Source organism: Streptomyces sp. NBC_01571, assembly GCF_026339875.1.
Lineage (GTDB): Bacteria > Actinomycetota > Actinomycetes > Streptomycetales > Streptomycetaceae > Streptomyces.
Genome location: NZ_JAPEPZ010000001.1, coordinates 7,093,630 through 7,115,886, shown reverse-complemented (window position 1 = coordinate 7,115,886; position 22,257 = coordinate 7,093,630). Strand labels below are relative to the sequence as shown.

The following is a 22,257-nucleotide window of genomic DNA, read 5'->3' as shown; positions in this document are numbered from 1 at the left end:
AGGGGCGGCGGGGGCGAGAGAACCCGGGGTTGTGGCAAGCGGCCGGCGCTACTCCACGCCGATCAGCAGCAACGCGCCCTGCCGCCCCCCTCGATACACCACCGTGTCGACCGCCAAGTAGCCCTCCCTGACCCGGGATTCGAGACGCGCGGCGATGGCGCCGGGCGCCTCGTCACCGACGACCAGGGTCACCATCTCACCACCGGCGGCGAGCATACGGTCGATGACGGCCTCGGCCGTGGCCGCGATGTCCGCACCGATCACCGCGACATCCCCCTCGATGAGACCGAGGACGTCCCCGGCCTGACAGATGCCCGCCATGGTCCAGGACTGCCGCTCGGCGACGGCGACCTCGGCATACCGGGTGGCACCCGCCGCCGAGGTCATGGCGACGACGTCCTCGTCGAAGCGCCGCCCGGGCTCGTGCACGGCCAGCGCGGCGATGCCCTGGACCGCGGAACGGGTCGGGATCAGCGCGACCCGCACCCCCTCCGTACGGGCCTGTTCGGCCGCGGCCGCCGCGGTGTGCCGCAGGTCGGCGTCGTTGGGCAGCAGCACCACCTCGCGCGCGTGGGCCCTTCGTACGGCGTCCACGAGCTCCCCGCTGGCGGGCGGCTCGCCGGGGCGCGCGAGCACGGTGGTCGCCCCGGCCTCGGCGTACAGCCCGGCCAGTCCCTCGCCGGGCACCACCGCCACGACGGCCCGCTGCGCCCGTTCCCGGGGCGGCAGCCCCGCCGCGCCCGCGGTGTGCGCGTCACCGAGCCCGAAGTGCGTGATCCTGATGCGGTGCGGCCGCCCGGCCTCGACGCCCGCCTCCACCGCGGCACCCGCGTCGTCCACATGGACGTGGACGTTCCACAGTCCGTCGCCGCCGACGACCACGAGCGAGTCCCCGAGGCGGTCGAGCCGGTCGCGCAACCGCGTCACGGCCGCGTCCTGCGCCTCCAAGAGGTAGATGACCTCGAAGGCCGGCCCTCCGTCGTCCGGCCGGTCGTCCACGCATCCGGGCTCGGCGTGACCGGGCTCGACGGGACCCGGTTCGGTGTGACCGGCGGCGGTCACGGGCCCGGCCGCCACGGCCACACGCGTGTGCACCTCCCCCAGCGCCCACCCGGCGCGCGGGGACTCCCCTGTGAACGTCTCCACCAGCGCCGCCAGCACCGCCACCAGCCCCCGCCCGCCGGCGTCCACCACACCGGCACGGGCCAGGACGGCGAGCTGCCGGGGGGTCGCCACGAGGGCCGCCCGTGCTCCCTCGTAGGCCGCGCGCGCGACGGTGCCGCAGTCCCCCTCGGCGCCGCCGGCCGCTTCGGCGGCGGCCGCGGCGACCGTGAGGACCGTGCCCTCGACCGGGTGCGCTACGGCGTCGCGCGCGGAGTCGGCGGCCTGCCGCAGGGCGAGACGGAGTCCCTCGGCACCGGTGCGACCGCTCTCGCCGTCGGCGGCCAGCACCAGCGCCATACCGCGCAGCAGCTGCGCGAGGATCGTCCCGGAGTTGCCGCGGGCCCCGATCAGCGCCCCGTGCGCCATCGCCCGCACGGCGTCGGCGAGAGTGGGCCGCCCGTCCCCCGCGCTCGCGCGGCCGTCGCCCGCGGCGGCCACCGTCTCGTGGCCCGCGAAGACCGCCTCCACCGCCGCCGTCGCCGACTCCACGGTCAGATAGAGGTTCGTCCCGGTGTCCCCGTCGGCCACCGGATAGACATTGATGGCGTCGATCTCCTCGCGGGCCCGGCCCAGCGCCTCCAGCGCGAGGCCGCACCAGGTGCGCACCGCGAGAGCATCCAATGTCTGCGGCACCTGCGGCACCTGCGCCTCCTTGAGCTGCTGGACGTGGGACGCAGCGTAGACCCAGAGCGGGTTACTGACGGTAGCGGGTCCGGAGGATGGCCGGGGCCCGCCCCGGGGCGGGCATGGTAGTTTCGTTGTCTGGACGCAGTCGTTGTATGCTGCTCCAGTTGCCCGATTCCGATCGGGTCTTCCCCCTGGCACCGCCACTCAGATCCTAGATCTTGATCCCGGCATGCCGGGATCCACCGTAAGTGCATCTGAAGTCTTTGGAGTGACCCGTGGCTGCCAACTGCGACGTCTGCGGCAAGGGGCCGGGCTTCGGCAACAACATCTCGCACTCGCACCGCCGTACGTCCCGCCGCTGGAACCCCAACATCCAGCGTGTACGTACCGTGGTGAGCGGGACGCCGAAGCGCGTGAACGCTTGCACCTCGTGCATCAAGGCCGGCAAGGTATCGCGCTGACAACCGCCAGCGCGCGGCCACTGCTGGTTCGCTTGCACTGAACCCGTCCACCTCACGGTGGGCGGGTTTTCTGCTGTCCGCGCGGGGACTCACGGCAGGCGCGGCGCACGCCCTCGACGCGCACCGCACCGGCCCCGACGGTCTCACGACTCGATGTCGCCGAAGTGGTCCCAGCCGCCCTTGCTGGTCCAGGGTGCGCCGTCCACCGTGACCTGCGGCAGCGCGGAGGGGTTGAGGACCTCGCCGATCACCTTCCAGCGCGCGGGCAGCTTCACGTCCGGCGGGAAGGCCGCGACGATCGCGTGGTCCTCGCCGCCGGTGAGCACCCACTGCATCGGGTCGACGCCGACGGCCTGACCGATGTCGTTCATCTGCGACGGGATGTCGATGGCGCCCGAGCGGATGTCGATCCTGACCTTGCTCGCCTCGGCGATGTGCCCCAGGTCGGCGATCAGCCCGTCGCTCACGTCGCACATCGCCGTCGCGCCGAGCCCGGCGGCCGCGGGACCCGCGTGGTACGGCGGTTCGGGGCGCCGGTGCGCCTCGACGAAGGCACGCGGCGAACGGAAGCCGCGGGAGAGCACCGCGTGCCCGGCCGCCGACCACCCCAGCCAGCCCGTCACGGCGATCACGTCGCCGGGCCGTGCGCCGCCCCGGGTCACCGGCTCGTGGTTGCGCAGATCACCGAGCGCGGTGATCGCGACGGTGATGGTGTCGCCCCGTACGACATCGCCGCCGACCACGGCCGCACCCGCGACCTGGCACTCGTCGCGCAGCCCGTCCATCAGCTCGGACGGCCAGGTCGCCGGCAGTTCGGCCGGTACGACGAGACCGAGCAGCAGCGCGGTCGGTACGGCGCCCATCGCGGCGATGTCCGCGAGGTTCTGGGCGGCCGCCTTGCGCCCGACGTCGTACGCCGTCGACCAGTCGCGGCGGAAGTGCCGGCCCTCCAGGAGGATGTCGGTGCTCGCCACGACCCTGCGGTCGGGCGCGGCCACCACCGCGGCGTCGTCGCCGGGGCCGACCCGGACCGCCGGGGTGGTGGTCAGACGCGAGGTGAGCTCCTTGATGAGCCCGAACTCCCCCAACTCGCCCACGGTGCCCTTCATCGTCGTACTGCTCCCTCTGCCGCTACCGGTGCCCGGTCGCGAGCCGTCTCTGTCCTCGGTACGGTCGAGTTGACCGTCAACTTGTGCAGTCCGCGCACCCCGGCGCGCAAGCCCCAGTCACCGGGGGTCTCCCCGCGGCGTGCGGCGACGCGATACCGTGGCGTTCCTTTTCCCCACATGATCCTCGTGGCCGCCCTGGAGGTTCCGTGGTACAGGCGTACATCCTGATCCAGACGGAGGTCGGCAAAGCGTCGACCGTCGCCGAGACGATCAGCAAGATCCCGGGGGTGATCCAGGCCGAGGACGTGACAGGACCGTACGACGTGATCGTGCGGGCCCAGGCCGACACCGTGGACGATCTCGGCCGCATGGTGGTCGCGAAAGTCCAGCAAGTGGATGGCATCACCCGCACCCTGACCTGCCCGGTGGTGCACCTCTAGCCCCCGTCTACCCTTGGCCGGTGAACTCTTCCCGTCACCGGCACACCACTCTTCTCGGGCTGCCCGTCCTCGCCCTGCTGATCTCCGCCACGGGCTGCTCCTCAGCAGACGACGGCGCCTCGGCCGTGGTTCCCGGTCCGGACGCGAAGGTCTCCGCGCTGTGCCAGAACCTGGACAAGGCGCTGCCGAAGAAGGTGGACGGCCTCGACCGGAACGATCCCGAGCCCCGGTCCGCGCTGACCGCGGGCTGGGGAAGCCCGGCGATCATACTGCGCTGCGGTGTCGAACGACCCTCGAAGATGAGCGACGAGGACGCCCTCAGCGGCGAGGTGGACGGCGTCGGCTGGCTGATGGAGAAGCGGAGCGACGGGTCGTACCGCTTCACCAGCAGCCTGCGCCGGGCGTACGTCGAGGTCAGCGTGCCGAAGAAGTGGGCCCAGCGGGACGGTTCGGCCGCGCTCGTCGACCTGGCGGCGCCCATCAAGAAGGCGATCCCCGCAGGGATCGCCGACTGAGACGAACGGGCAGTACCGGAGTGTCCGGACCGAACCGGAGTGACCGGCCCGTGGCGACCGGGCCGTAGTGCCGGACGGGAGCGACCGGGCCGGAGCGGCCCGGGTCGAGGCGCTAGCGCAGGCCCGTCGAGCGCCGCAGCGCCGCCTGCACGAGGCGGTCGACGAGTTCCGGATAGCCGACCCCGGTCTCCTGCCACATCCGCGGGTACATGGAGATCGGCGTGAAGCCCGGCATCGTGTTGATCTCGTTGATCACGAACTCGCCGTCCTCGGTGAGGAAGAAGTCCGCGCGGACGAGACCCTCGCACGACGCCGCGTCGAAGGCCTCCACCGCCAGTCGCCGCACCTCGGCGGTCTGCTCCTCGGTGAGCGGCGCGGGAACGATGCCCGAGGCCGAGTCGATGTACTTCGCCTCGAAGTCGTAGAAGTCGTGGGACTGCACCGGCGGGATCTCGGCCGGCACGCTGGCGCGGGGGCCGTCCTCGAACTCCAGGACCCCGCACTCGATCTCCCGGCCGCGCAGCAGCGCCTCCACGATGATCTTCGGGTCGTGGCGCCGGGCCTCCTCGAACGCCTCGTCCAGGCCCTCGAAGGAGTCGACCTTGGTGATGCCGAACGAGGAGCCGGCCCGGGCGGGCTTGATGAACAGCGGCCAGCCGTGCTCCCCCGCGAACTCCGCGACCCGCCTGCGGGCGCCGGCCGGGTCGAGCTCCCACTCCCGGGGGCGGATCACCGTGTACGGGCCCACCTTCAGCCCGAAGGAGGTGAACACCCGCTTCATGTACTCCTTGTCCTGGCCGACGGCCGAGGCGAGCACGCCCGAGCCGACGTACGGGACCCCGGAGAGCTCCAGGAGGCCCTGGAGCGTGCCGTCCTCGCCGTAGGGGCCGTGCAGCACGGGGAAGACGACGTCGACCTCGCCCAGGGCCTTGGGGACGGATCCGGGCTCGCTGTAGACGACTTCGCGGTTGGACGGGTCGACGGGCAGGATCACGGCGCCCTCGTCCGACTCCGCGAGGAGGTCCACGCTCGGCTGCTGCCGGTCGACGATGGCCATCCGTTCCGGCTCGTCGGCGGTGAGCGCCCAACGGCCGTCCAGGGTGATGCCGATCGGCAGGACGTCGTACTTCGTACGGTCGATGGCGCGCAGGACGGCGCCGGCCGTGACCACGGAGATCCCGTGTTCGGAGCTGCGCCCGCCGAAGACGACGGCCACGCGCGGCTTGCGAGGCGCCTGCTCAGGGCTCTGGGGGAGGTTCTCGGTGCTCATATCGCGTTGAGAGTACCCGGTGGTCCGGCGCTGAGTCAGCGCCCCGCTGCGGCCGTTGCTCAGCGTCGCGCGACTGGTCGCACAGCGTTGATCCCCGGTGTCGCGGGAGGCGTCGCCAGGGGCCGTCCGGACGGCCGCGCGGCGGTGCCGCGACGGCTCAGCGGCGTTCGGGCTTCGCGCTGCGCGACATCAGTTCCTTGAGCGCGACGACCGGCGGCTTGCCCTCGTGGACGATGCCGACGACCGTCTCGGTGATGGGCATGTCGACGCCGTGCCGGCGGGCCAGATCCAGCACGGACTCACAGGACTTGACGCCCTCGGCGGTCTGCTTGGTGACGGCGATGGTCTCCCGCAGGGTCATGCCCCTGCCGAGGTTGGTGCCGAAGGTGTGGTTGCGTGAGAGGGGCGACGAGCAGGTGGCCACCAGGTCACCGAGGCCCGCCAGACCGGAGAAGGTCAGCGGGTCGGCGCCCATGACGAGGCCGAGCCGGGTGGTCTCGGCGAGCCCGCGCGTGATGAGCGAGCCCTTGGCGTTGTCCCCGAGGCCCATCCCGTCCGCGATGCCGACGGCGAGACCGATGACGTTCTTGACCGCGCCACCGAGTTCACAGCCCACCACGTCGGTGTTGGTGTACGGGCGGAAGTACGGGGTGTGGCAGGCGGCCTGGAGACGCCGTGCGACCGCTTCGGAGGTGCAGGCGACGACGGCGGCGGCCGGCATCCGGGCGGCGATCTCCCGCGCGAGGTTGGGCCCGGTGACCACGGCGACGCGGTCGGCACCGACCTTGGCGACGTCCTCGATCACTTCGCTCATCCGCATGGCGGAGCCGAGTTCGACGCCCTTCATGAGGGAGACGAGCACGGTGTCCGGCTCCAGCAGCGGCACCCAGTCGGCGAGGTTGGCGCGCAGGGTCTGGGAGGGCACCGCGAGCACGGTGAAGTCGGCGTCGCGCGCGGCCTCGGCGGCGTCGGTGGTGGCCCGCAGGTTGCCCGGGAGTTCGACGCCCGGCAGGTAGTCCGGGTTCGTGTGCGTGGAGTTGACCGCTTCGGCGAGTTCCGGGCGCCGCCCCCACAGGGTGACCTCGCACCCCGCGTCGGCGAGCACCATGCCGAAGGCCGTCCCCCACGACCCGGACCCGAAGACGGCCGCCTTGACGGGCTTGCTCACGTGCCCTGCCCCTCTTCACGCTGTGCCTGCACCTGCGCCTTTCCCTGGGCGTGGGTCCGGGCCTGCGCATGGGCCTGTGCCTGGGCCTGGGCCTTCTCCTGGGCCGCGGTGCGCCGGCGCTGCTCGATCCGCACCTGACGCGGGTCGTAGGGCGTCCCGGGCGCCTTCTCGCCGCGGATCTCCTCCAACAGGACGGTGACGGCGGCCATGATGACCTCGGTGGCCTCCTTGAGGAGGTCCGGGCTCATCTCCTTGTCGTAGAAACGCGACAGGTCCACCGGAGGGCCCGCGAGGACGATGTGGGTCTTGCGCGGAAGGAGGTTGGGCTTCTTGGCATACGGCGGCAGCAGTTCGTTGGCACCCCACTGGGCGACCGGGATCACCGGGCACTTGGTCTGCAGGGCGACCCGGGCGGCGCCGGTCTTGCCGGTCATCGGCCAGCCGTCGGGGTCCCGCGTGAGGGTGCCCTCGGGGTAGAACGCGACACACTCGCCGCGCTCCACGGCGTCGATCGCGGCCCGGAAGGCGCTCAGCGCGTCGGTGCTCTCGCGGTAGACGGGGATCTGTCCGGTGCCGCGCATCGCGGCCCCCACGAATCCCTTCCTGAAAAGCCCGGCCTTCGCCAGGAAACGCGGAACACGCCCGGTGTTGTACTGATAGTGGGCATACGCGAACGGGTCCACATGCGAATTGTGGTTCACCGCGGTGATAAATCCGCCCTCGGCCGGAATGTTCTCCATTCCACGCCAGTCCCGCTTGATCAGAACCACGAGCGGCGGTTTGCAGAGAACCGCTGCGAAGCGGTACCAGAAGCCGATTCTGCGGCGGGGCACGCGGGCACCTTCCTCTTAGGGCCTGGGGGGCCGCACAAGTGTCGCCCCAGGCCGCCAGTCTGTCGAGAACACCGTACGCCCCGACGTCCGGACCGCCAGGGCCACCGGGTCACAATGGGCGCGACAAGGCAGGAACGGAGCGCCCGTGCAGTGGACGTTGGTCGTACCCCTCAAACCCCTGGCGCGGGCCAAGAGCAGGCTGTCGGACACCGCCGCCGACGGAGTGCGCCCGGGGCTCGCCCTCGCGTTCGCGCAGGACACCGTGGCCGCCGCGCTGGCCTGCGCCGCGGTCCGCGATGTGGCGGTAGTCACGGACGACGAACTGGCCGGGCGGGAGCTGGCGGCACTGGGTGCGCGCATCGTCCCGGACGAGCCGGGCGGCGGCCTGAACGCCGCGCTGGCGCACGCCGCGGCCGTCGTACGTTCCCGCAGCCCCGAATGCGCCGTGGCGGCCCTGAACGCCGATCTGCCCGCGCTGCGCCCCCCGGAATTGGCCCGGGTACTCGCCGCCGCGGCCGAATTCCCGCGCGCTTTTCTCGCCGACGCGGCTGCAATCGGGACCACGCTGCTGGCGGCCTCACCGGGCCATGAATTGTGCCCCGCTTTCGGCACCGATTCCCGTGCCCGTCATCGCGACTCGGGAGCCGTGGAACTCCCCCTCGCGACGGTGGATTCCGTACGTCAGGACGTGGACACCGGAGACGACCTGCGCGCGGCGCTCGCCCTGGGCGTGGGCCCGCGCACGGCCGCGGTGGCGGCCAGACTCCTCATCCCTGGCCACCCCGGCACCTGACGCCGGGCCGCGGTGGCACCAGATCCTCGTGCCCGCGGTTCCGCGGTGCCGGTCCTCGGCCGCCACCGTCCCCGTCACCGGCCCTCGCTCCCCGCCGCCGGTCCACGGACTCACCGACCCGCCCTCGGGCGCCGTCCTCGGTCCGTGCCGGCTGACGCCGACGGCTCGCGTCGAGGGCCCATGTCCGGTGTGCCGGTGTCCCCGTGCACCCGGCGGGCCCCTGCGGACCGGACTCCGGCCACCCGGACACCGGATGCCGGGTCCTGCGTCCCGCGCCCCGCTCGCGCGCCGGTGTCGGGCCCGCCCGCCGACCACGTACGGTCCACGCCCCGGAGCCGTGAGGACACCCGCGCACCGAGCGCACGACGTCCGTCCGCCGGTCCTCCAGGACCCGGCACCGGACCCGCGCCGCCTCCGGCCGGTCCGCGGGGCTCCAGCGCCCGCGACGCGCCCTCCGACGCCCAAACTGCGGCTCCGTGACGCCCGGACCGCGACCGGCGGGCGGTGTGTCCGCGGCCCTCGGTACGGTGCGGCACCCTGACCGGGGCTGCGCGAAGCCCGGACCGCGACCGGCGGTGTGTCCGCGGCCCCTCGGTACCGTGCGGCGCCCCGTCATGCCTCCGCCGCCGCGGCCCCTCCCGTCCGCCCGGCCGCGGCCCCCGCCAGTCCCCCGGTGCACACCCCCGGCCGGACCGGTGCTGGATAAGCTCTCGGCATGCAGGCGACCGCGTACACGTACGACCCCGACACCCGCAGCGGGCAGGTGCTGCTCGACGACGGCACCCCCGTGCCCTTCGACGGCGCGGCGTTCGACGCCGGCGGCCTGCGGCTGCTGCGCCCGGGGCAGCGCGTGCGCATCGAGACGGAGGGCGACGGCGCGGCACGGCGGATCATCCTCGTGACGCTCCAGACCTTCTGACCGGACCCGCCGGACCGCCCCCGGACACGCCGCGGGCCGGGCTCCCCGTGGGAGCCCGGCCCGGCGCGTGAGTTGCCCTGCGCCCCTGCTTCTCAGCGGGCGGTGGCCTTCTTGGCGGTGGTCTTGCGAGCCGTCGACTTCTTGGCGGGCGCCTTCTTGGCCGTGGCCTTCTTCGCCGGGGCCTTCTTGGCGGTGGCCTTCTTGGCCGTCGTCTTCTTCGCCGCGACCTTCTTGGCCGTCGCCGTGGTCTTCTTGGCGGTGGCCTTCTTCGCCGTCGTGGTCTTCTTCGCGGCGGCGGTGGTGGTCTTCTTCGCGGCCGTCTTCTTCACGGCGGCGGTGGTCTTCCTGGCCGCCGCCTTCTTGGCGGTGGTGGCCTTCTTGGCCGCGGCCTTCTTGACGGTGGCCGAGGCGCCGCCGGAGAGGCTGCCCTTCGGGGCCTTCTTGACCGCCACGTCGTTCTTCGGGAGCTTCTTCGAGCCGCTCACCAGGTCCTTGAAGCCCTGACCGGCGCGGAAGCGCGGCACAGAGGTCTTCTTGACCCGAACGCGCTCACCCGTCTGCGGGTTGCGGGCGTAACGAGCCGGACGGTCGACCTTCTCGAAGGAACCGAAGCCGGTGACCGAGACCCGGTCGCCGCCGACAACTGCACGGACGAGGGCGTCCAGTACGGCGTCGACCGCGTCGGCGGCCTGCTGACGCCCGCCGACCTTGTCGGCAATCGCTTCTACGAGCTGCGCCTTGTTCACGTCTTCCCCTTCGGAGACATTGCCCGAACGAATGCGTTCAAGCTTTTTCGCACGTTAGGCAGATATATACCGCAAATCAAACACGAAACGGGCTAATCACCCTTGTGCCGCAACGAACTCGGGCTGCAGCGCAGTTCCTCAGCGTTCCCCTTCGAGGAATCGACCCTCGTCGAGGTCGGTGGTGAACCGCTCCAGCCGCCTTGCCGCATCGGCGAGATCGTGCTTGGCCGCAGCCGTAATGACCAGCAGCTTCCGGGTCAGCGCCATCCGTACGCCCTCCGGGACTTGCAGTGCACGCACTCTTGTGTGCGCTTCCTTGAGTTGGACCGCGACTGCCGTATAGAGCTCGAGTTGGCCGTCGTGTTCCATGCACAGATTGTGCCATCTGGGGCGAGTTGTCGCCTGCCCAGGGGGTAACTGCCGCGCCCCGAGGGGGTCCTGGACGCCTCCGGAGGCCACGGCCGCAAGAGCCGCGTACCCAGGCAATTCCCTTTGTAAATGGGGTAGTTGGAGGCAATCGAGACGGCGCGCGGAGGCCTTCCGGGGGCCGACACAGCTGTACCCCCAACCGTCCACGATTGGGGGTACAGAGGGGTGTTGCGGTGGCTGAAATCAGCTGTGCGACGGCCGCGCGACGGGTCGCGCGGCCCGCCGCGTGTCAGACCTGGAGCGTCTTCGGCTTGTACGACGGCCGCTTGGCCTCGTACTCCGCGATGTCGCCCTCGTTCTGGAGGGTGATGGAGATGTCGTCCAGGCCGTTCAGCAGCCGCCAGCGGGCGTTCTCGTCGAGCTCGAAGGCCGCGGTAATGCCCTCGGCGCGTACCTCACGGGCCTCCAGGTCGACCGTGATCTCGGCCTGCGGGTCCTTCTCGGTGAGTTCCTGCAGCGCGTCCACGGTCTTCTGCTCCAGAACCACCGTGAGCAGGCCGTTCTTGAGCGAGTTGCCCCGGAAGATGTCCGCGAAGCGGGACGAGACGACGGCCTTGAAGCCGTAGTTCTGCAGCGCCCAGACGGCGTGCTCGCGCGAGGAGCCGGTACCGAAGTCCGGGCCGGCGACCAGGACCGTGGCGCCCTTGCGCTCGGGCTGGTTGAGGATGAAGGACGAGTCCTTGCGCCAGGCCTCGAAGAGCCCGTCCTCGAAGCCGTCCCTGGTCACCTTCTTGAGCCAGTGGGCGGGGATGATCTGGTCGGTGTCGACGTTACTGCGGCGCAGCGGGACGGCCCGGCCGGTGTGCGTGGTGAATGCTTCCATGGCTTATCGGACTCCAGCGGGCGTACGGGCGTCGGACAGGTCGGCCGGGGAGGCCAGATGGCCCAGCACGGCGGTGGCGGCGGCGACCTGCGGGGAGACCAGGTGCGTACGGCCGCCCTTGCCCTGCCTGCCCTCGAAGTTGCGGTTGGAGGTGGACGCGGAGCGCTCACCGGGGGCCAGCTGGTCGGGGTTCATGCCCAGACACATCGAGCAGCCCGCGTGCCGCCATTCGGCGCCGGCCTCCTTGAAGACCACGTCCAGGCCCTCGGAGACGGCCTGCAGACCGACCCGCGCCGAGCCGGGGACCACCAGCATCCGTACGCCCTCGGCGACTTTGCGGCCCTCGACGATCGCGGCGGCGGCCCGCAGGTCCTCGATGCGACCGTTGGTGCACGAACCTACGAAGACGGTGTCGACCTCGATGTCGCGCAGCGGCTGTCCGGCGGTCAACCCCATGTATTCCAGGGCCTTTTCGGCGGCCAGGCGGTCCGAAGCGTCTTCGTACGAAGCCGGGTCGGGGACGGACGCCGAAAGCGGCGCGCCCTGACCGGGGTTGGTTCCCCAGGTGACGAACGGGGCCAGCGAGGGACCGTCGATGACGACCTCGGCGTCGAAGACCGCGTCCTCGTCCGTCTTCAGCGTCTTCCAGTACGCGACCGCCGCGTCCCAGTCCTCGCCCTCGGGCGCGTGGGCGCGTCCCCGCAGGTAGGCGAAGGTCGTCTCGTCGGGGGCGATCATGCCCGCGCGGGCGCCGGCCTCGATCGACATGTTGCAGATGGTCATCCGGGCCTCCATCGAGAGCTTCTCGATGGCGGAGCCGCGGTATTCCAGGATGTAGCCCTGGCCGCCGCCGGTGCCGATCCGGGCGATGATCGCCAGGATCAGGTCCTTGGCGGTGACGCCCTCGGGCAGTTCGCCGTCGACCGTGATGGCCATGGTCTTGGGGCGGGCCAGCGGCAGCGTCTGGGTGGCCAGCACGTGCTCGACCTGCGAGGTGCCGATGCCGAACGCCAGCGCGCCGAAGGCGCCGTGCGTGGAGGTGTGCGAGTCGCCGCAGACCACGGTGGTGCCCGGCTGGGTCAGGCCCAGCTGCGGTCCCACGACGTGGACGACACCCTGCTCGACGTCGCCCAGGGAGTGCAGGCGCACACCGAACTCGGCCGCGTTCTTGCGCAGCGTCTCCAGCTGGACCCGGGAGACCGGGTCCGCGATGGGCTTGTCGATGTCGAGGGTCGGGGTGTTGTGATCCTCGGTGGCGATGGTGAGGTCGAGACGGCGCACGGGGCGTCCCGCCTGACGCAGGCCGTCGAAGGCCTGGGGGCTGGTCACCTCGTGCAGCAGGTGCAGATCGATGAAGAGGAGGTCGGGCTCGCCCTCGGCGCGCCGGACGACATGGTCGTCCCAGACCTTCTCCGCGAGTGTCCTACCCATCGCTTTCCCTCCGGCCGGCTTGTGTGGCGCCGGCCCAACTAGAGATTTCCGGTGCGGCAGACGTTCGTACCCCTCGTCCGGACGTCGTCCGCCAGGCCCGTTGGTCCGCGGGCCGCTGTGTCTACAAGGGTGGCGCGTTCCACCGAAAATTGAACTTGCGTTTCACAGAGTGAGACGCGAGTATCGTTTCATGGACAACAGTAGCGGCGTCGGCGTTCTGGACAAGGCAGCCCTTGTCCTGAGCGCTCTGGAGTCCGGTCCGGCCACCCTCGCGGGCCTGGTCGCGGCGACCGGACTGGCACGACCCACGGCACATCGTCTCGCCGTGGCGCTGGAACACCACCGGATGGTGGCGCGCGACATGCAGGGGCGTTTCATCCTCGGCCCCCGCCTCTCCGAGCTGGCCGCGGCCGCGGGTGAGGACCGCCTGCTCGCCACGGCGGGCCCGGTGCTCACGCACCTGCGCGACATCACGGGCGAGAGCGCCCAGCTCTACCGCCGCCAGGGCGACATGCGTATCTGTGTCGCCGCGGCCGAGCGCCTGTCCGGCCTTCGGGACACGGTCCCGGTCGGCTCCACGCTCACCATGAAGGCCGGGTCCTCGGCCCAGATCCTGATGGCCTGGGAGGAGCCGGAGCGGCTGCACCGCGGTCTGCAGGGCGCCCGCTTCACGGCGACGGCGCTGTCGGGCGTACGGCGCCGGGGCTGGGCCCAGTCGATCGGCGAGCGCGAGCCGGGCGTCGCCTCCGTCTCCGCGCCGGTGCGCGGACCGTCGAACCGCGTGGTGGCCGCCGTCTCGGTCTCCGGGCCGATCGAGCGTCTGACCCGGCACCCGGGCCGGATGCACGCCCAGGCGGTCATCGACGCCGCCGGCCGCCTCTCCGAGGCCCTGCGCCGCACGGGCTGACCCACACCCCGCACACGTCACGGGAGCGGGCCGGTCTCAACGCCGCGGCAGGCTCGTCCCCCGGGGACCCCCCGGCCCGACCGCCCGCGAGGGGCACGGGGAACTACACGAACAACCCGCGCCGTCCGACCGACCAGCGCCCCACAGGAGCGCGAGAACCGCGCACCCAGCCACGCACAACCGGCACAGCCCGCCCCATCGCCACCCCCCCCATAGGGGCGCGGGGAACTGCGCGCTCAACCACACACGACCCGGCACGGGCCCACCAACCAGCACCCCCAGGGGCGCGAGGAACCGCGCACCCCGCCGCAGCCGGCCCGCGCCGTCCGGTCAGCCCGCCCCTCCCCCGGCCTCCGCTCCCGCTTCCGCTCCCGCCTCGGCCCGGGGCGACCGGTGCGCGAACCGGTCGGCCCCCCGCCGTCCCCGCTTCTCCACCGGCAGGACCCCGTGCGCGGCGGCCAGTCCGAAGGGCGGCATGTCCGCGTAGATCGACTCGTACGACCCCTCCGGCACGACGTACGTCTCGTGCCAGAGCCCCACGTGCTGCCGGAGCTCGCCCGCCCGCTCCTTGCGGTTGATGATCGCCCACGCCTGGTGATGGAACATGTCGGGCGCCGACGCGTACGCGTAGAGCTTGTCCTTGGACTCCCAGTACTGGACGACGTAGTACGTCCGCGGCGACGCCGTCAGCAGGATGCGGCCGAGGAGGCCTCGGCCGGGCTCCTTCTCCAGGCCCCGCAGCATGCGCAGCATGGCGAGGAACACCGGTACCCACTGGTGCACCGCCCAGAAGTGGTTGACGCGCATACCGATCAGCAGGACGACCACGTCCCCCTCGGCGGCTGCGGTGGTACGGCCTGCGGTCACGCGGGTGCCGGACATCTCGTCCCCTCCGTTGGCGAGCGACGCTATCCGATGGCGCCATGCTTGGATAGTCGCGCCATCCAAGGAAGGACGCAAGAGATGCGGCTTGCGGAGTTGAGCGAGCGGAGCGGAGTGTCCACCGCGACGATCAAGTACTACCTGCGGGAAGGGCTGTTGACTCCCGGGCGCCAGGTCAACGCGACGACGGCGGACTACGACGAGAGTCATCTGCGCCGGCTGCGGCTGGTGCGGGCGCTGATCCAGGTGGGCCGGGTGCCGGTGGCCACGGCCAGGGAGGTCCTCGGGCACGTCGACGACGAGTCCCTGGGCACGACGATCCGGCTGGGGGCGGCACTGTGGGCGCTGCCGCAGGAGCCCGAGCCGGACGACCAGGACCCGGCCGTCCGGTCCGCGCGCCGCGAGGTGGACCGGCTGCTGGCGGACCTGGGCTGGGAGACCGCGCGGGAACTCGCCCCGCTCTCCCCCGTGCACCGCTCGCTGGTGGCGGCGGTGGCCACGCTGATCCGGCTCGGCTACTCCTGGGATGCCGAACTCCTCACGCCGTACGCGGAGTTGATGCGTCAGGTGGCCGTGCGGGACCTGGACTACCTGGAGACGCACACGTCCGACGCTGAGCGGGTGGAGACCGCGGTCGCCTCGGCCGTGCTCTTCGAGCCGGTGCTGCGGGCGCTGCACCGGCTGGCGCAGGAGCAGGAGTCGGCGCGGCGGTACGGCATCGAGTGAGCGGCCGTCCGGGCGGGGCTCGTCGATCCGTACGACGAGGTCCGGGGCCGCCCGGGAAACGCCTACGGACCCCCACCGAAGTGGAGGCCCGTAGGACTCTTGTACCCCCGACCGGATTCGAACCGGCGCTACCGCCTTGAGAGGGCGGCGTGCTAGGCCGCTACACAACGGGGGCCTTGGATCTTGCGTTTCCGCAGATCCGAGCTGGGCTACCAGGACTCGAACCTAGAATGACGGTACCAGAAACCGTAGTGTTGCCAATTACACCATAGCCCATGGTGGTCTAGACCATTAGATGGTTTAGATCAGTACCCCCGACCGGATTCGAACCGGCGCTACTGCCGTGAGAGGGCAGCGTGCTAGGCCGCTACACAACGGGGGCCCTAGCGATCCTGCATGAGAGGCAGCGGGTGCGACCCTGACTGCCTTCCTGGGAAGGATCTGTACCCCCGACCGGATTCGAACCGGCGCTACTGCCGTGAGAGGGCAGCGTGCTAGGCCGCTACACAACGGGGGCGTTGCGGAATTGATCTCCGCGTTTGCAGATGAGCTCTGCGAGCTGGCCTACCAGGACTCGAACCTAGACTAACGGAACCAGAAACCGTCGTGCTGCCAATTACACCATAGGCCACTGAAACTCAATCCCCTGTTGGGATCTCGTTTTAGCTTGCGCCTCCGAGCTCCGGCCTTTCGGCCTTCTCTCGGCGGCGCAGGAAGAACATTACCTGAAGGTGGACGGCGCTCCAAAACGGGTATCGACGCGGAGGACCGCGGGGAGTTCGGCCAGCGAGACGATCCGGTGCGGACCCGTCCGCGGGTCGCCGACGGCGGTGTGAGTGCCGTCACGGTCGATCCAGACGGAGAGCAGGCCCGCCTCGGCGGCGCCCCGTCCGTCGATCTCCGGGTGGTCACCGACGTAGGCGACCCGGTGCGGCGGCAGGTCCAGGGCCTCGCAGGCCGCGTGGAAGGCGGCCGCGGCGGGCTTGGAGACGCCCAGTTCGGCGGCGCACAGGATCGCCTCGAAGCGGTCGTGCACGCCGAGGACGCGCAGCTTGCGGTCCTGTACGAGAAGGCTGGAGTTGGACAGGACCGCGTGTCGGTGGCTGGTGACGAGGTCGTCCAGGACGGGCAGGACGTCCGGGAAGAGGGTCCAGGCGGACTCGTAGTGCGTGATGTAGCGGTCGAACCAGGCGTCGGCCTCGGTGTCGCTCAGCGACTCCCCCAAGAACACCCTGACCCGTTCCCGGCGCTGGCCCTGCCAGTCCGTCTCGCCCGCCGAGAACCGCGCCCACTGCGCGTCGGTGACCTCGCGCCAGCGCGCGAGGGCCTGCTCGACGGACGCGTCGCCGAGCAGGCCCTCGGCCGCCAGATGGTTCCGCATGCCCGCCCGGTCCGCGGCCGTGTAGTCGAAGATCGTGTCGTCGATGTCCCAGACCACCGCGTCGATGCTCATGCACCGACCGTATCCCCGGGTGCGGGCGGTTGTCCCTCAGCCGGCGGTGGTCGTGCCGGTCAGGGCGAGCGCGGCCCCCTGGCCGTCGCGCGGCTCGGCGATCAGTCTCCAGGTGTAGGTGCCGGGCGGTACGAAGGTGCCGGAGTCGGTACGGGCGTCCCAGGAGGGGCGGACCGCGGCGGCGGTGGAGGCACCGGTGAGCGTGCGCACGACGGTGCCGGAGGCGTTGCTCAGGGTCAGCCGCCACGTCGAGGGCTTGTTCAGCTGCCACACGGGCCGCCAGGGGTTCGCCGTGGTGGGGCCGCCCGGCTGCGGGTCGGTCTGTGCCTCCATCTGGGCGAGCGCCGAGGTCGGCACGCCCGCCGTGACGATCGCCACCTGACGTCTGTCCGTGAGGTAGGCGACGTTGCCGCCGAACCGGTCGACCGCCCAGCGGCCGGTGCTGCCGCCGGTGTTCTGGTCCGCGCCGGGCAGCACGGCCACGGTCCGGGTGGTCGCCGTGCCGGCGTGGAAGTCGGTGAGCAGCAGTTCGTGGGTGGTGCGGTTCTCGCGGACGAGACAGCCGTCGGCGAGGCGGGCCTGGCCGGCCGGGACGGTGATGGCGCGGTTGGTGGCACGGTCGTAGACGCCCGCGGGGCCGGCCGTGCCGCAGCTCCAGTACAGCCAGGCGTTGACGGCCTGGATCTCGCTGGGCGCGCAGGGGGCGCCGGTGTCGACGGTGGCGACGTTCTTCTTGGTCTTGAGGTCGTACGCCACGACGGTGCCCTGGGTGCTGCCGGGGGTCCACAGGCGCTGGCCCCAGACCGCGGCGGCGGTGCGGGTGCGGTCGAGCGCGGTCGCACCGGCGGTGGCACCGCGGGGGACGTCGGTGACCCGCTGGCTGCCGGGGGTGCCGCCGTTGTAGAGGACGTAGCGCCCGGTGCCGGTGCCGATGCGGCCGCCCGCGTCGCCGGTGGGCGCGTCGGCGACGGTGGTCGTGTCGAGCCCGACGGCCAGGACGTGCTCCTCGCCCTGGGTGTCGGTCCACAGCGAGGCCACCCGGCCGTCACCCAGTGCTTCGAGCTGCGGGCATGCGGCGTCGCCGCCCGGGCAGGTCGCGCCCTGGAGGGTGGGGCCGCGGCGGGACTGCAGGCCGGTGGGCCTGCCGGCGGTGTCCAGCGGGATGCCGTAGAAGCCGTAGATGCCGCCGGTGTGCGTCGTGTTGCCGTACATCAGCAGCTCGCCCCCGGCGAGCGTCATGCCGTCCGGCGCGGCCTGCCAGGCGGGCAGGTCGAGCGCCTTCCCGGTGGCGGCGGTGCCGTCCTCGGCGGGGGCGACGCGGTACACGTGCCAGTCGACGCTCGACGGTCCGGCGGTGGCGAGGGCACCGCCGTCCGGGGTGGCGAGGTAGGACCCCTTGGAGTCGGCGAGCAGGGTGCGGGCCGTGTTGTCGGTGAGCGAGACGGCCGTGAGTTCGGGGGTGGTGCCGCCGGGCAGGAACATGGCGTTGGCGGCGAGGAGTTGGTCGCCCACCACGGCCTGCGCCTCGCCGAAGAAGGGCGCCGTGATGGTGCTGGGGGCGGTGCCGGGGGCGGAGTCCACGCGGATCGCCCTGGTGCCGTCGACCAGCCAGCGGTCGTTGAAGACGACCCGGGGCGAGGTGCCGACACCGGTGAGGTACGTGCGGAAGGTGCCGTCCGCGAGGTCCACGAGCCCCACGTCGGTGGCGCCGTCGCGGGTGTAGACGACCGCGAGGCGGCGGACCGAGCCGCCGGTGACGAAGGTGCCGGTGAGCTGGGCGCCCTCGGGGAGCCCGGTCACCGGAAGATCGGTGGTGGTGCCGTCGGCGGCGGCGCGCAGCACGTGCGGGGCACCCGCGGCGTCCTGGGTGAGCACGCTCCAGCCCGATGCGGTCCGGTACGTCTGGCCGGACGGGACGGTGACCGTGGCGGTCACGCCGGTGGAACGGTGCCGCTGGGTCACGGTGGCGCCGGAGACGGTGGTGAGGACGTCGGTGCCGGTGGACAGGTCGTCCGGGCCCGCGTGCGCGGGCGGGGTGACACCCGGGTAGTCGGCCCACTGGAGCGCACCCGAGTTCTCGGGCAGCCGGTAGCGGAACCCGGATGATCCCGCCCAGGTGTAGTCGATCTCGGTCGGCAGCGTGCTGCTCAGCTGCACGGTGGCCACGGGTGTGTCGACGGCCGGCGCGGCGTGCGCGGGCGCGGGCGCGGTGAGCACGGCGCACGACAGGGCTGCGGCCCCGCTGAGGGCCAGTGCGGCAAGTCTTCGTGAACGGGTCACGTTCCCCTCCCCTGAGGCATGGCGCACAGACGCGTCATGCGCACAGGGGATATCCAACTGTCGCCACAAGAGCGGGAGTTGAGAGAATCGGTGAACTCCGGGTGACGGGTCGGTACACGAACGAGGGGGCGGCGCCCGAACCGGGCACCGCCCCCCTGTGCGTACGCCGTGCGCCTACGCGGTGAGCCGCTCGAGCGCGGCGTCGACCCGCGCCAGCGCCTTCTCCTTGCCCAGGATCTGCAGGGACTCGAAGAGCGGCAGGCCGACCGTGCGGCCGGTGACGGCGACACGGACGGGGGCCTGGGCCTTGCCGAGCTTGAGGCCGTGCTCCTCGCCGGCGGCCAGGACGGCCTCCTTGAGGGACTCCGGGGAGGACCAGTCGGCCGCGTCCAGCTTCTCGCGGGCCGTACGCAGGAGCGCGTCCGAGCCCTCCTTCATCGCCTTCGTCCAGGAGGCCTCGTCGTGGGCCGGCTCCGGCAGGAACAGGAAGTCGACGTTGTCCGTGATCTCGGAGAGGACCTTCAGCCGGGACTGCGCGTACGGGGCGATCATCTGCCACTTCGCCTCGTCGAAGTCCTCCGGCGCCCAGGGGGCGAAGGGGGCCTTCAGCCAGGGGGCGCAGCGCTCCGTGAAGTCCTTCACGTCGAGCAGCCGGATGTGGTCGGCGTTGATCGCCTCGGCCTTCTTGAGGTCGAAGCGGGCCGGGTTCGGGTTCACGTCCGTGACGTCGAAGGCGGCGACCATCTCGTCGATGCCGAAGATGTCGCGGTCCGCCGAGAGCGACCAGCCGAGCAGGGAGAGGTAGTTCAGCAGCCCCTCGGGGAGGAACCCGCGCTCCCGGTAGAGGTTGAGCGAGGACTCCGGGTCACGCTTGGAGAGCTTCTTGTTGCCCTCGCCCATGACGTACGGGAGGTGACCGAAGGCCGGGGTCTCCTTGGCGATGCCCAGCTCGGTCAGCGCCTTGTAGAGGGCGACCTGCCGCGGGGTGGAGGAGAGCAGGTCCTCGCCGCGCAGGACGTGGGTGATCTCCATCAGGGCGTCGTCGACCGGGTTGACCAGCGTGTACAGGGGCGCGCCGTTGGCTCGTACGATCCCGTAGTCCGGCACGTTCTCCGGGAGGTACGTGATCTCGCCGCGGACCAGGTCCGTGAAGGTGATCGTCTCGTCGGGCATCCGGAAGCGGACGATCGGGGTGCGGCCCTCCGCCTCGTACGCGGCCTTCTGCTCGGCGGAGAGGTCGCGGCAGTGACCGTCGTAGCCGGAGGGCTTGCCGGCGGCGCGGGCGGCGTCGCGCCGGGCGTCCAGCTCTTCGGTGGAGCAGTAGCAGCGGTACGCGTGGCCGGCGTCCAGCAGCTTCTGGGCGACGTCCTTGTAGAGGTCCATCCGCTGCGACTGACGGTAGGGCGCGTGCGGGCCGCCGACCTCGGGGCCCTCGTCCCAGTCGAAGCCCAGCCAGCGCATCGCGTCGAGCAGCTGGTCGTACGACTCCTCGGAGTCGCGGGCCGCGTCGGTGTCCTCGATGCGGAAGACCAGAGTGCCTTCGTTGTGCCGGGCGAACGCCCAGTTGAACAGGGCCGTACGGACCAGGCCCACATGGGGGTTGCCGGTCGGGGACGGACAGAAACGTACGCGTGGGGGCACCCCCTGTCCGAGCGGCGCCGAGGACTTGGGGGAATTCGCGTTAGCCACGCTTGATCACCTTGTTGGTGAGAGTGCCGATGCCTTCGATGGTGACGGCGACCTCGTCGCCGACGTTCAGGGGGCCGACCCCCGCGGGGGTGCCGGTGAGGATCACGTCGCCGGGGAGCAGCGTCATGGCCTCGGTGATGTTGACGATCAGGTCCTCGACGGAGTGGGTCATCTCACTGGTGCGGCCGAGCTGGCGCTGCTGGCCGTTGACGGTGCACTGGATGGTGATGCCCTCGGAGATCGCGGCGAGGTCCAGGTCCGTCTCCACCCAGGGGCCGAGCGGGCAGGAGCTGTCGAAGCCCTTGGCCCGCGCCCACTGCTTCTCGCGCTTCTGGACGTCGCGCGCGGTGACGTCGTTGGCGCAGGTGTAGCCGAGGATGACGTCCTTCACGCGCTCACGCGGCACCTCGCGGCACATCCGGCCGATCACCACGGCGAGCTCGGCCTCGTGGTGCAGCTCGTTCGAGAAGGAGGGGTACTGGATGTCGTCGCCGGGGCCGATCACCGAGGTCGACGGCTTGAAGAAGGCGAACGGGGCGTCGGGCACCTCGTTGCCCAGCTCCTTCGCGTGCTCCGCGTAGTTGCGGCCGAAGGCCACGACCTTGTTCGGGAGCACCGGCGGCAGGAGCCGGACCTTGCTGAGGGGGACCTTCGTACCGGAGAGCTCGAAGTCCGCGAACGGGATGCCCTTGATGATGTCGAGGACGAGTTCGTCCGGCTTGTCGCCCTCGACCGCGCCGAACGCGACGTTGCCGTCGATGGAGAACCTGGCGATGCGCACGGGATCCTTGCGCCCCTCACTGAGCTGGCTGGAGTCTGACGCTCCAGGCTAACGCGGAGAGGGGTCCGCGCCCCGCGCATATCCGTCGGCGCGGTGAGCGGGCGGGGGCCGGCGTGCGTACTAGTCGGCGACGGAGGCCGCCACCGGGGCTTCCATGAGGATGGTGCGGCGCGGGTTGGCGGTCTGGGCGGGAAGGTCGAGCGAGTGCTCCGGCTGCTCCTGCGCCTGCAGCGCGTCGGCGTCCTCGAGGTGCGCCAGCGTGGTGCGTCGCGGGTTGGCTATGTTGCGGAACATCATCGTCGTCTTCACTGTTCTCTTCGACCTCGTCAGAGCGGGCGCCGGGTGGGCTCAAGAGCCCCCGCGTCGGCGCAGGTTGTCGGATTTGCCATCCCTGTAAAGCGCCAGGCTAAACATGCGATTCCCGGTGGAAGCCGTGAAGACCTCATGATCGACGTGTGAGTTTGCTCACTCGGGGGTTGCCAAACCGGTCAATTCAGGCCGTCAACGCGCTCCGGCGAAACGGACATTGCTTCACTGAACCCAACATTCCGCTCCTGATCATGGCGACTGGGACACCCCTCGCACGTCGCTGGATCGTAGGGATACGACCGGAATGTACGAGATCACTTTCTACGTGTCGTGACCTTGCCCTCACAAGCTGTCACGGTGGTCACAGCCTGGTACACGGCCCTTGTTGGAGATCCTGCACTGTGCTGGAATTCCACGGACCGCCGCGGGATCGAACCGGCGCGCAGGAGGCGCGACTCAGCGCCGAGTGGCGGCGGGGAGGGGGAGCAGCGCCGGTCACTCA

At 71.3% G+C, this 22,257-nt stretch carries 22 protein-coding genes and 5 tRNA genes; 7 read left to right on the top strand and 20 right to left on the bottom strand.

Features of this window, described 5'->3' with window-relative positions:
* Window positions 1-48: 48 nt before the first annotated feature.
* A complete protein-coding gene (fakA, locus tag OHB41_RS32135; protein ID WP_266701642.1) occupies window positions 49-1,806 on the bottom strand; it encodes a fatty acid kinase ATP-binding subunit FakA in 1,758 nt (585 codons plus the stop codon).
* A gap of 260 nt (window positions 1,807-2,066) precedes the next feature.
* Between fakA and rpmB the strand changes: the two genes are divergently transcribed.
* A complete protein-coding gene (gene rpmB, locus OHB41_RS32130) occupies window positions 2,067-2,252 on the top strand; it encodes a 50S ribosomal protein L28 (protein WP_003973430.1) in 186 nt (61 codons plus the stop codon).
* Between the two features lie 143 nt (window positions 2,253-2,395).
* Here the strand turns inward: rpmB and OHB41_RS32125 are convergent, their stop codons facing one another.
* Window positions 2,396-3,361 carry a thiamine-phosphate kinase gene (locus OHB41_RS32125; RefSeq protein WP_266701639.1) on the bottom strand — a complete coding sequence of 322 codons (966 nt, stop codon included), beginning with the start codon at window positions 3,359-3,361 and terminating at the stop codon, window positions 2,396-2,398.
* 206 nt (window positions 3,362-3,567) lie between these two features.
* Between OHB41_RS32125 and OHB41_RS32120 the strand changes: the two genes are divergently transcribed.
* Window positions 3,568-3,801, top strand: a complete 234-nt coding sequence (locus tag OHB41_RS32120) for an Lrp/AsnC family transcriptional regulator (RefSeq protein ID WP_003997603.1) — start codon at window positions 3,568-3,570, stop codon at window positions 3,799-3,801.
* 20 nt (window positions 3,802-3,821) lie between these two features.
* On the top strand, window positions 3,822-4,316 hold the full coding sequence (locus tag OHB41_RS32115) for a DUF3515 domain-containing protein (RefSeq protein ID WP_266701637.1): 495 nt from the start codon (window positions 3,822-3,824) through the stop codon (window positions 4,314-4,316).
* Between the two features lie 112 nt (window positions 4,317-4,428).
* On the opposite strand, the gene OHB41_RS32110 is transcribed toward OHB41_RS32115, so the two are convergent.
* From OHB41_RS32110 to OHB41_RS32100, 3 genes are all read right to left on the bottom strand, one after another.
* Window positions 4,429-5,586, bottom strand: a complete 1,158-nt coding sequence (locus OHB41_RS32110; protein WP_266701635.1) for a D-alanine--D-alanine ligase family protein — start codon at window positions 5,584-5,586, stop codon at window positions 4,429-4,431.
* Window positions 5,587-5,743: 157 nt separating this feature from the next.
* Entirely contained in the window at window positions 5,744-6,754 is a 1,011-nt protein-coding gene (locus OHB41_RS32105; RefSeq protein WP_266701633.1) for an NAD(P)H-dependent glycerol-3-phosphate dehydrogenase, read from the bottom strand.
* Window positions 6,751-7,587, bottom strand: coding sequence for a lysophospholipid acyltransferase family protein (locus OHB41_RS32100; RefSeq protein ID WP_266701631.1), 837 nt, complete (start codon window positions 7,585-7,587; stop codon window positions 6,751-6,753). Before OHB41_RS32100 ends, OHB41_RS32105 begins: the two co-directional genes overlap by 4 nt.
* Window positions 7,588-7,732: 145 nt before the next feature.
* Between OHB41_RS32100 and cofC the strand changes: the two genes are divergently transcribed.
* Together cofC and OHB41_RS32090 are read left to right on the top strand one after the other, a co-directional pair.
* Window positions 7,733-8,380 carry a 2-phospho-L-lactate guanylyltransferase gene (cofC, locus tag OHB41_RS32095; protein WP_266701629.1) on the top strand — a complete coding sequence of 216 codons (648 nt, stop codon included), beginning with the start codon at window positions 7,733-7,735 and terminating at the stop codon, window positions 8,378-8,380.
* Window positions 8,381-9,095: 715 nt separating this feature from the next.
* Window positions 9,096-9,299 (top strand): hypothetical protein, encoded by a 204-nt coding sequence (locus OHB41_RS32090; protein ID WP_266701627.1) that lies wholly within the window; start codon window positions 9,096-9,098, stop codon window positions 9,297-9,299.
* Between the two features lie 92 nt (window positions 9,300-9,391).
* On the opposite strand, the gene OHB41_RS32085 is transcribed toward OHB41_RS32090, so the two are convergent.
* The 4 genes from OHB41_RS32085 to leuC form a co-directional block, all read right to left on the bottom strand.
* Window positions 9,392-10,045, bottom strand: coding sequence for an HU family DNA-binding protein (locus tag OHB41_RS32085; protein ID WP_266701625.1), 654 nt, complete (start codon window positions 10,043-10,045; stop codon window positions 9,392-9,394).
* 138 nt (window positions 10,046-10,183) lie between these two features.
* Window positions 10,184-10,414: an SCO5555 family protein gene (locus OHB41_RS32080; protein WP_266701623.1), complete on the bottom strand. Its 231-nt coding sequence runs from the start codon at window positions 10,412-10,414 to the stop codon at window positions 10,184-10,186.
* Window positions 10,415-10,703: 289 nt separating this feature from the next.
* A complete protein-coding gene (leuD, locus tag OHB41_RS32075; RefSeq protein WP_266701621.1) occupies window positions 10,704-11,297 on the bottom strand; it encodes a 3-isopropylmalate dehydratase small subunit in 594 nt (197 codons plus the stop codon).
* Between the two features lie 3 nt (window positions 11,298-11,300).
* On the bottom strand, window positions 11,301-12,728 hold the full coding sequence (gene leuC, locus OHB41_RS32070) for a 3-isopropylmalate dehydratase large subunit (protein ID WP_266701619.1): 1,428 nt from the start codon (window positions 12,726-12,728) through the stop codon (window positions 11,301-11,303).
* 190 nt (window positions 12,729-12,918) lie between these two features.
* On the opposite strand from leuC, the gene ndgR reads away from it, so the two are divergent.
* The gene (gene ndgR / locus OHB41_RS32065; RefSeq protein WP_037625007.1) at window positions 12,919-13,635 is read left to right on the top strand and encodes an IclR family transcriptional regulator NdgR; all 717 of its coding nucleotides are present in this window, start codon (window positions 12,919-12,921) and stop codon (window positions 13,633-13,635) included.
* Window positions 13,636-13,965: 330 nt separating this feature from the next.
* On the opposite strand, the gene OHB41_RS32060 is transcribed toward ndgR, so the two are convergent.
* The gene (locus OHB41_RS32060) at window positions 13,966-14,517 is read right to left on the bottom strand and encodes a DUF4188 domain-containing protein (protein WP_266701615.1); all 552 of its coding nucleotides are present in this window, start codon (window positions 14,515-14,517) and stop codon (window positions 13,966-13,968) included.
* Between the two features lie 81 nt (window positions 14,518-14,598).
* On the opposite strand from OHB41_RS32060, the gene OHB41_RS32055 reads away from it, so the two are divergent.
* Window positions 14,599-15,243 (top strand): MerR family transcriptional regulator, encoded by a 645-nt coding sequence (locus OHB41_RS32055; RefSeq protein ID WP_266701613.1) that lies wholly within the window; start codon window positions 14,599-14,601, stop codon window positions 15,241-15,243.
* Window positions 15,244-15,345: 102 nt separating this feature from the next.
* Here the strand turns inward: OHB41_RS32055 and OHB41_RS32050 are convergent.
* From OHB41_RS32050 to OHB41_RS32005, 10 genes are all read right to left on the bottom strand, one after another.
* Window positions 15,346-15,418 (bottom strand) — tRNA-Glu (locus OHB41_RS32050).
* Between the two features lie 29 nt (window positions 15,419-15,447).
* Window positions 15,448-15,519: transfer RNA gene (locus tag OHB41_RS32045), tRNA-Gln, on the bottom strand.
* Window positions 15,520-15,552: 33 nt separating this feature from the next.
* Window positions 15,553-15,625, bottom strand: a tRNA-Glu gene (locus OHB41_RS32040).
* Between the two features lie 62 nt (window positions 15,626-15,687).
* Window positions 15,688-15,760 (bottom strand) — tRNA-Glu (locus OHB41_RS32035).
* Window positions 15,761-15,802: 42 nt separating this feature from the next.
* Window positions 15,803-15,874 (bottom strand) — tRNA-Gln (locus tag OHB41_RS32030).
* 90 nt (window positions 15,875-15,964) lie between these two features.
* Window positions 15,965-16,696: an HAD family hydrolase gene (locus OHB41_RS32025; RefSeq protein ID WP_266701611.1), complete on the bottom strand. Its 732-nt coding sequence runs from the start codon at window positions 16,694-16,696 to the stop codon at window positions 15,965-15,967.
* A gap of 36 nt (window positions 16,697-16,732) precedes the next feature.
* Window positions 16,733-18,976: a FlgD immunoglobulin-like domain containing protein gene (locus tag OHB41_RS32020; protein WP_266701609.1), complete on the bottom strand. Its 2,244-nt coding sequence runs from the start codon at window positions 18,974-18,976 to the stop codon at window positions 16,733-16,735.
* Window positions 18,977-19,150: 174 nt separating this feature from the next.
* Window positions 19,151-20,665, bottom strand: coding sequence for a glutamate--tRNA ligase (gltX, locus tag OHB41_RS32015; protein ID WP_266701607.1), 1,515 nt, complete (start codon window positions 20,663-20,665; stop codon window positions 19,151-19,153).
* Window positions 20,658-21,446 carry a fumarylacetoacetate hydrolase family protein gene (locus OHB41_RS32010; protein WP_266701605.1) on the bottom strand — a complete coding sequence of 263 codons (789 nt, stop codon included), beginning with the start codon at window positions 21,444-21,446 and terminating at the stop codon, window positions 20,658-20,660. Before OHB41_RS32010 ends, gltX begins: the two co-directional genes overlap by 8 nt.
* A 120-nt stretch (window positions 21,447-21,566) precedes the next feature.
* Window positions 21,567-21,755, bottom strand: coding sequence for a hypothetical protein (locus OHB41_RS32005; protein WP_266701603.1), 189 nt, complete (start codon window positions 21,753-21,755; stop codon window positions 21,567-21,569).
* Window positions 21,756-22,257: the final 502 nt, after the last annotated feature.

Excerpts from the sequence above, each read along its gene's own strand:
- OHB41_RS32125 (WP_266701639.1), bottom strand. The coding sequence starts at position 3,361 with ATGAAGGGCACCGTGGGCGAGTTGGGGGAGTTCGGGCTCATCAAGGAG.
- OHB41_RS32110 (WP_266701635.1), bottom strand. The coding sequence starts at position 5,586 with ATGAGCACCGAGAACCTCCCCCAGAGCCCTGAGCAGGCGCCTCGCAAG.
- OHB41_RS32090 (WP_266701627.1), top strand. The coding sequence starts at position 9,096 with ATGCAGGCGACCGCGTACACGTACGACCCCGACACCCGCAGCGGGCAG.
- OHB41_RS32080 (WP_266701623.1), bottom strand. The coding sequence starts at position 10,414 with ATGGAACACGACGGCCAACTCGAGCTCTATACGGCAGTCGCGGTCCAA.
- leuD (WP_266701621.1), bottom strand. The coding sequence starts at position 11,297 with ATGGAAGCATTCACCACGCACACCGGCCGGGCCGTCCCGCTGCGCCGC.
- leuC (WP_266701619.1), bottom strand. The coding sequence starts at position 12,728 with ATGGGTAGGACACTCGCGGAGAAGGTCTGGGACGACCATGTCGTCCGG.
- ndgR (WP_037625007.1), top strand. The coding sequence starts at position 12,919 with ATGGACAACAGTAGCGGCGTCGGCGTTCTGGACAAGGCAGCCCTTGTC.
- OHB41_RS32060 (WP_266701615.1), bottom strand. The coding sequence starts at position 14,517 with ATGTCCGGCACCCGCGTGACCGCAGGCCGTACCACCGCAGCCGCCGAG.
- OHB41_RS32055 (WP_266701613.1), top strand. The coding sequence starts at position 14,599 with ATGCGGCTTGCGGAGTTGAGCGAGCGGAGCGGAGTGTCCACCGCGACG.
- OHB41_RS32025 (WP_266701611.1), bottom strand. The coding sequence starts at position 16,696 with ATGAGCATCGACGCGGTGGTCTGGGACATCGACGACACGATCTTCGAC.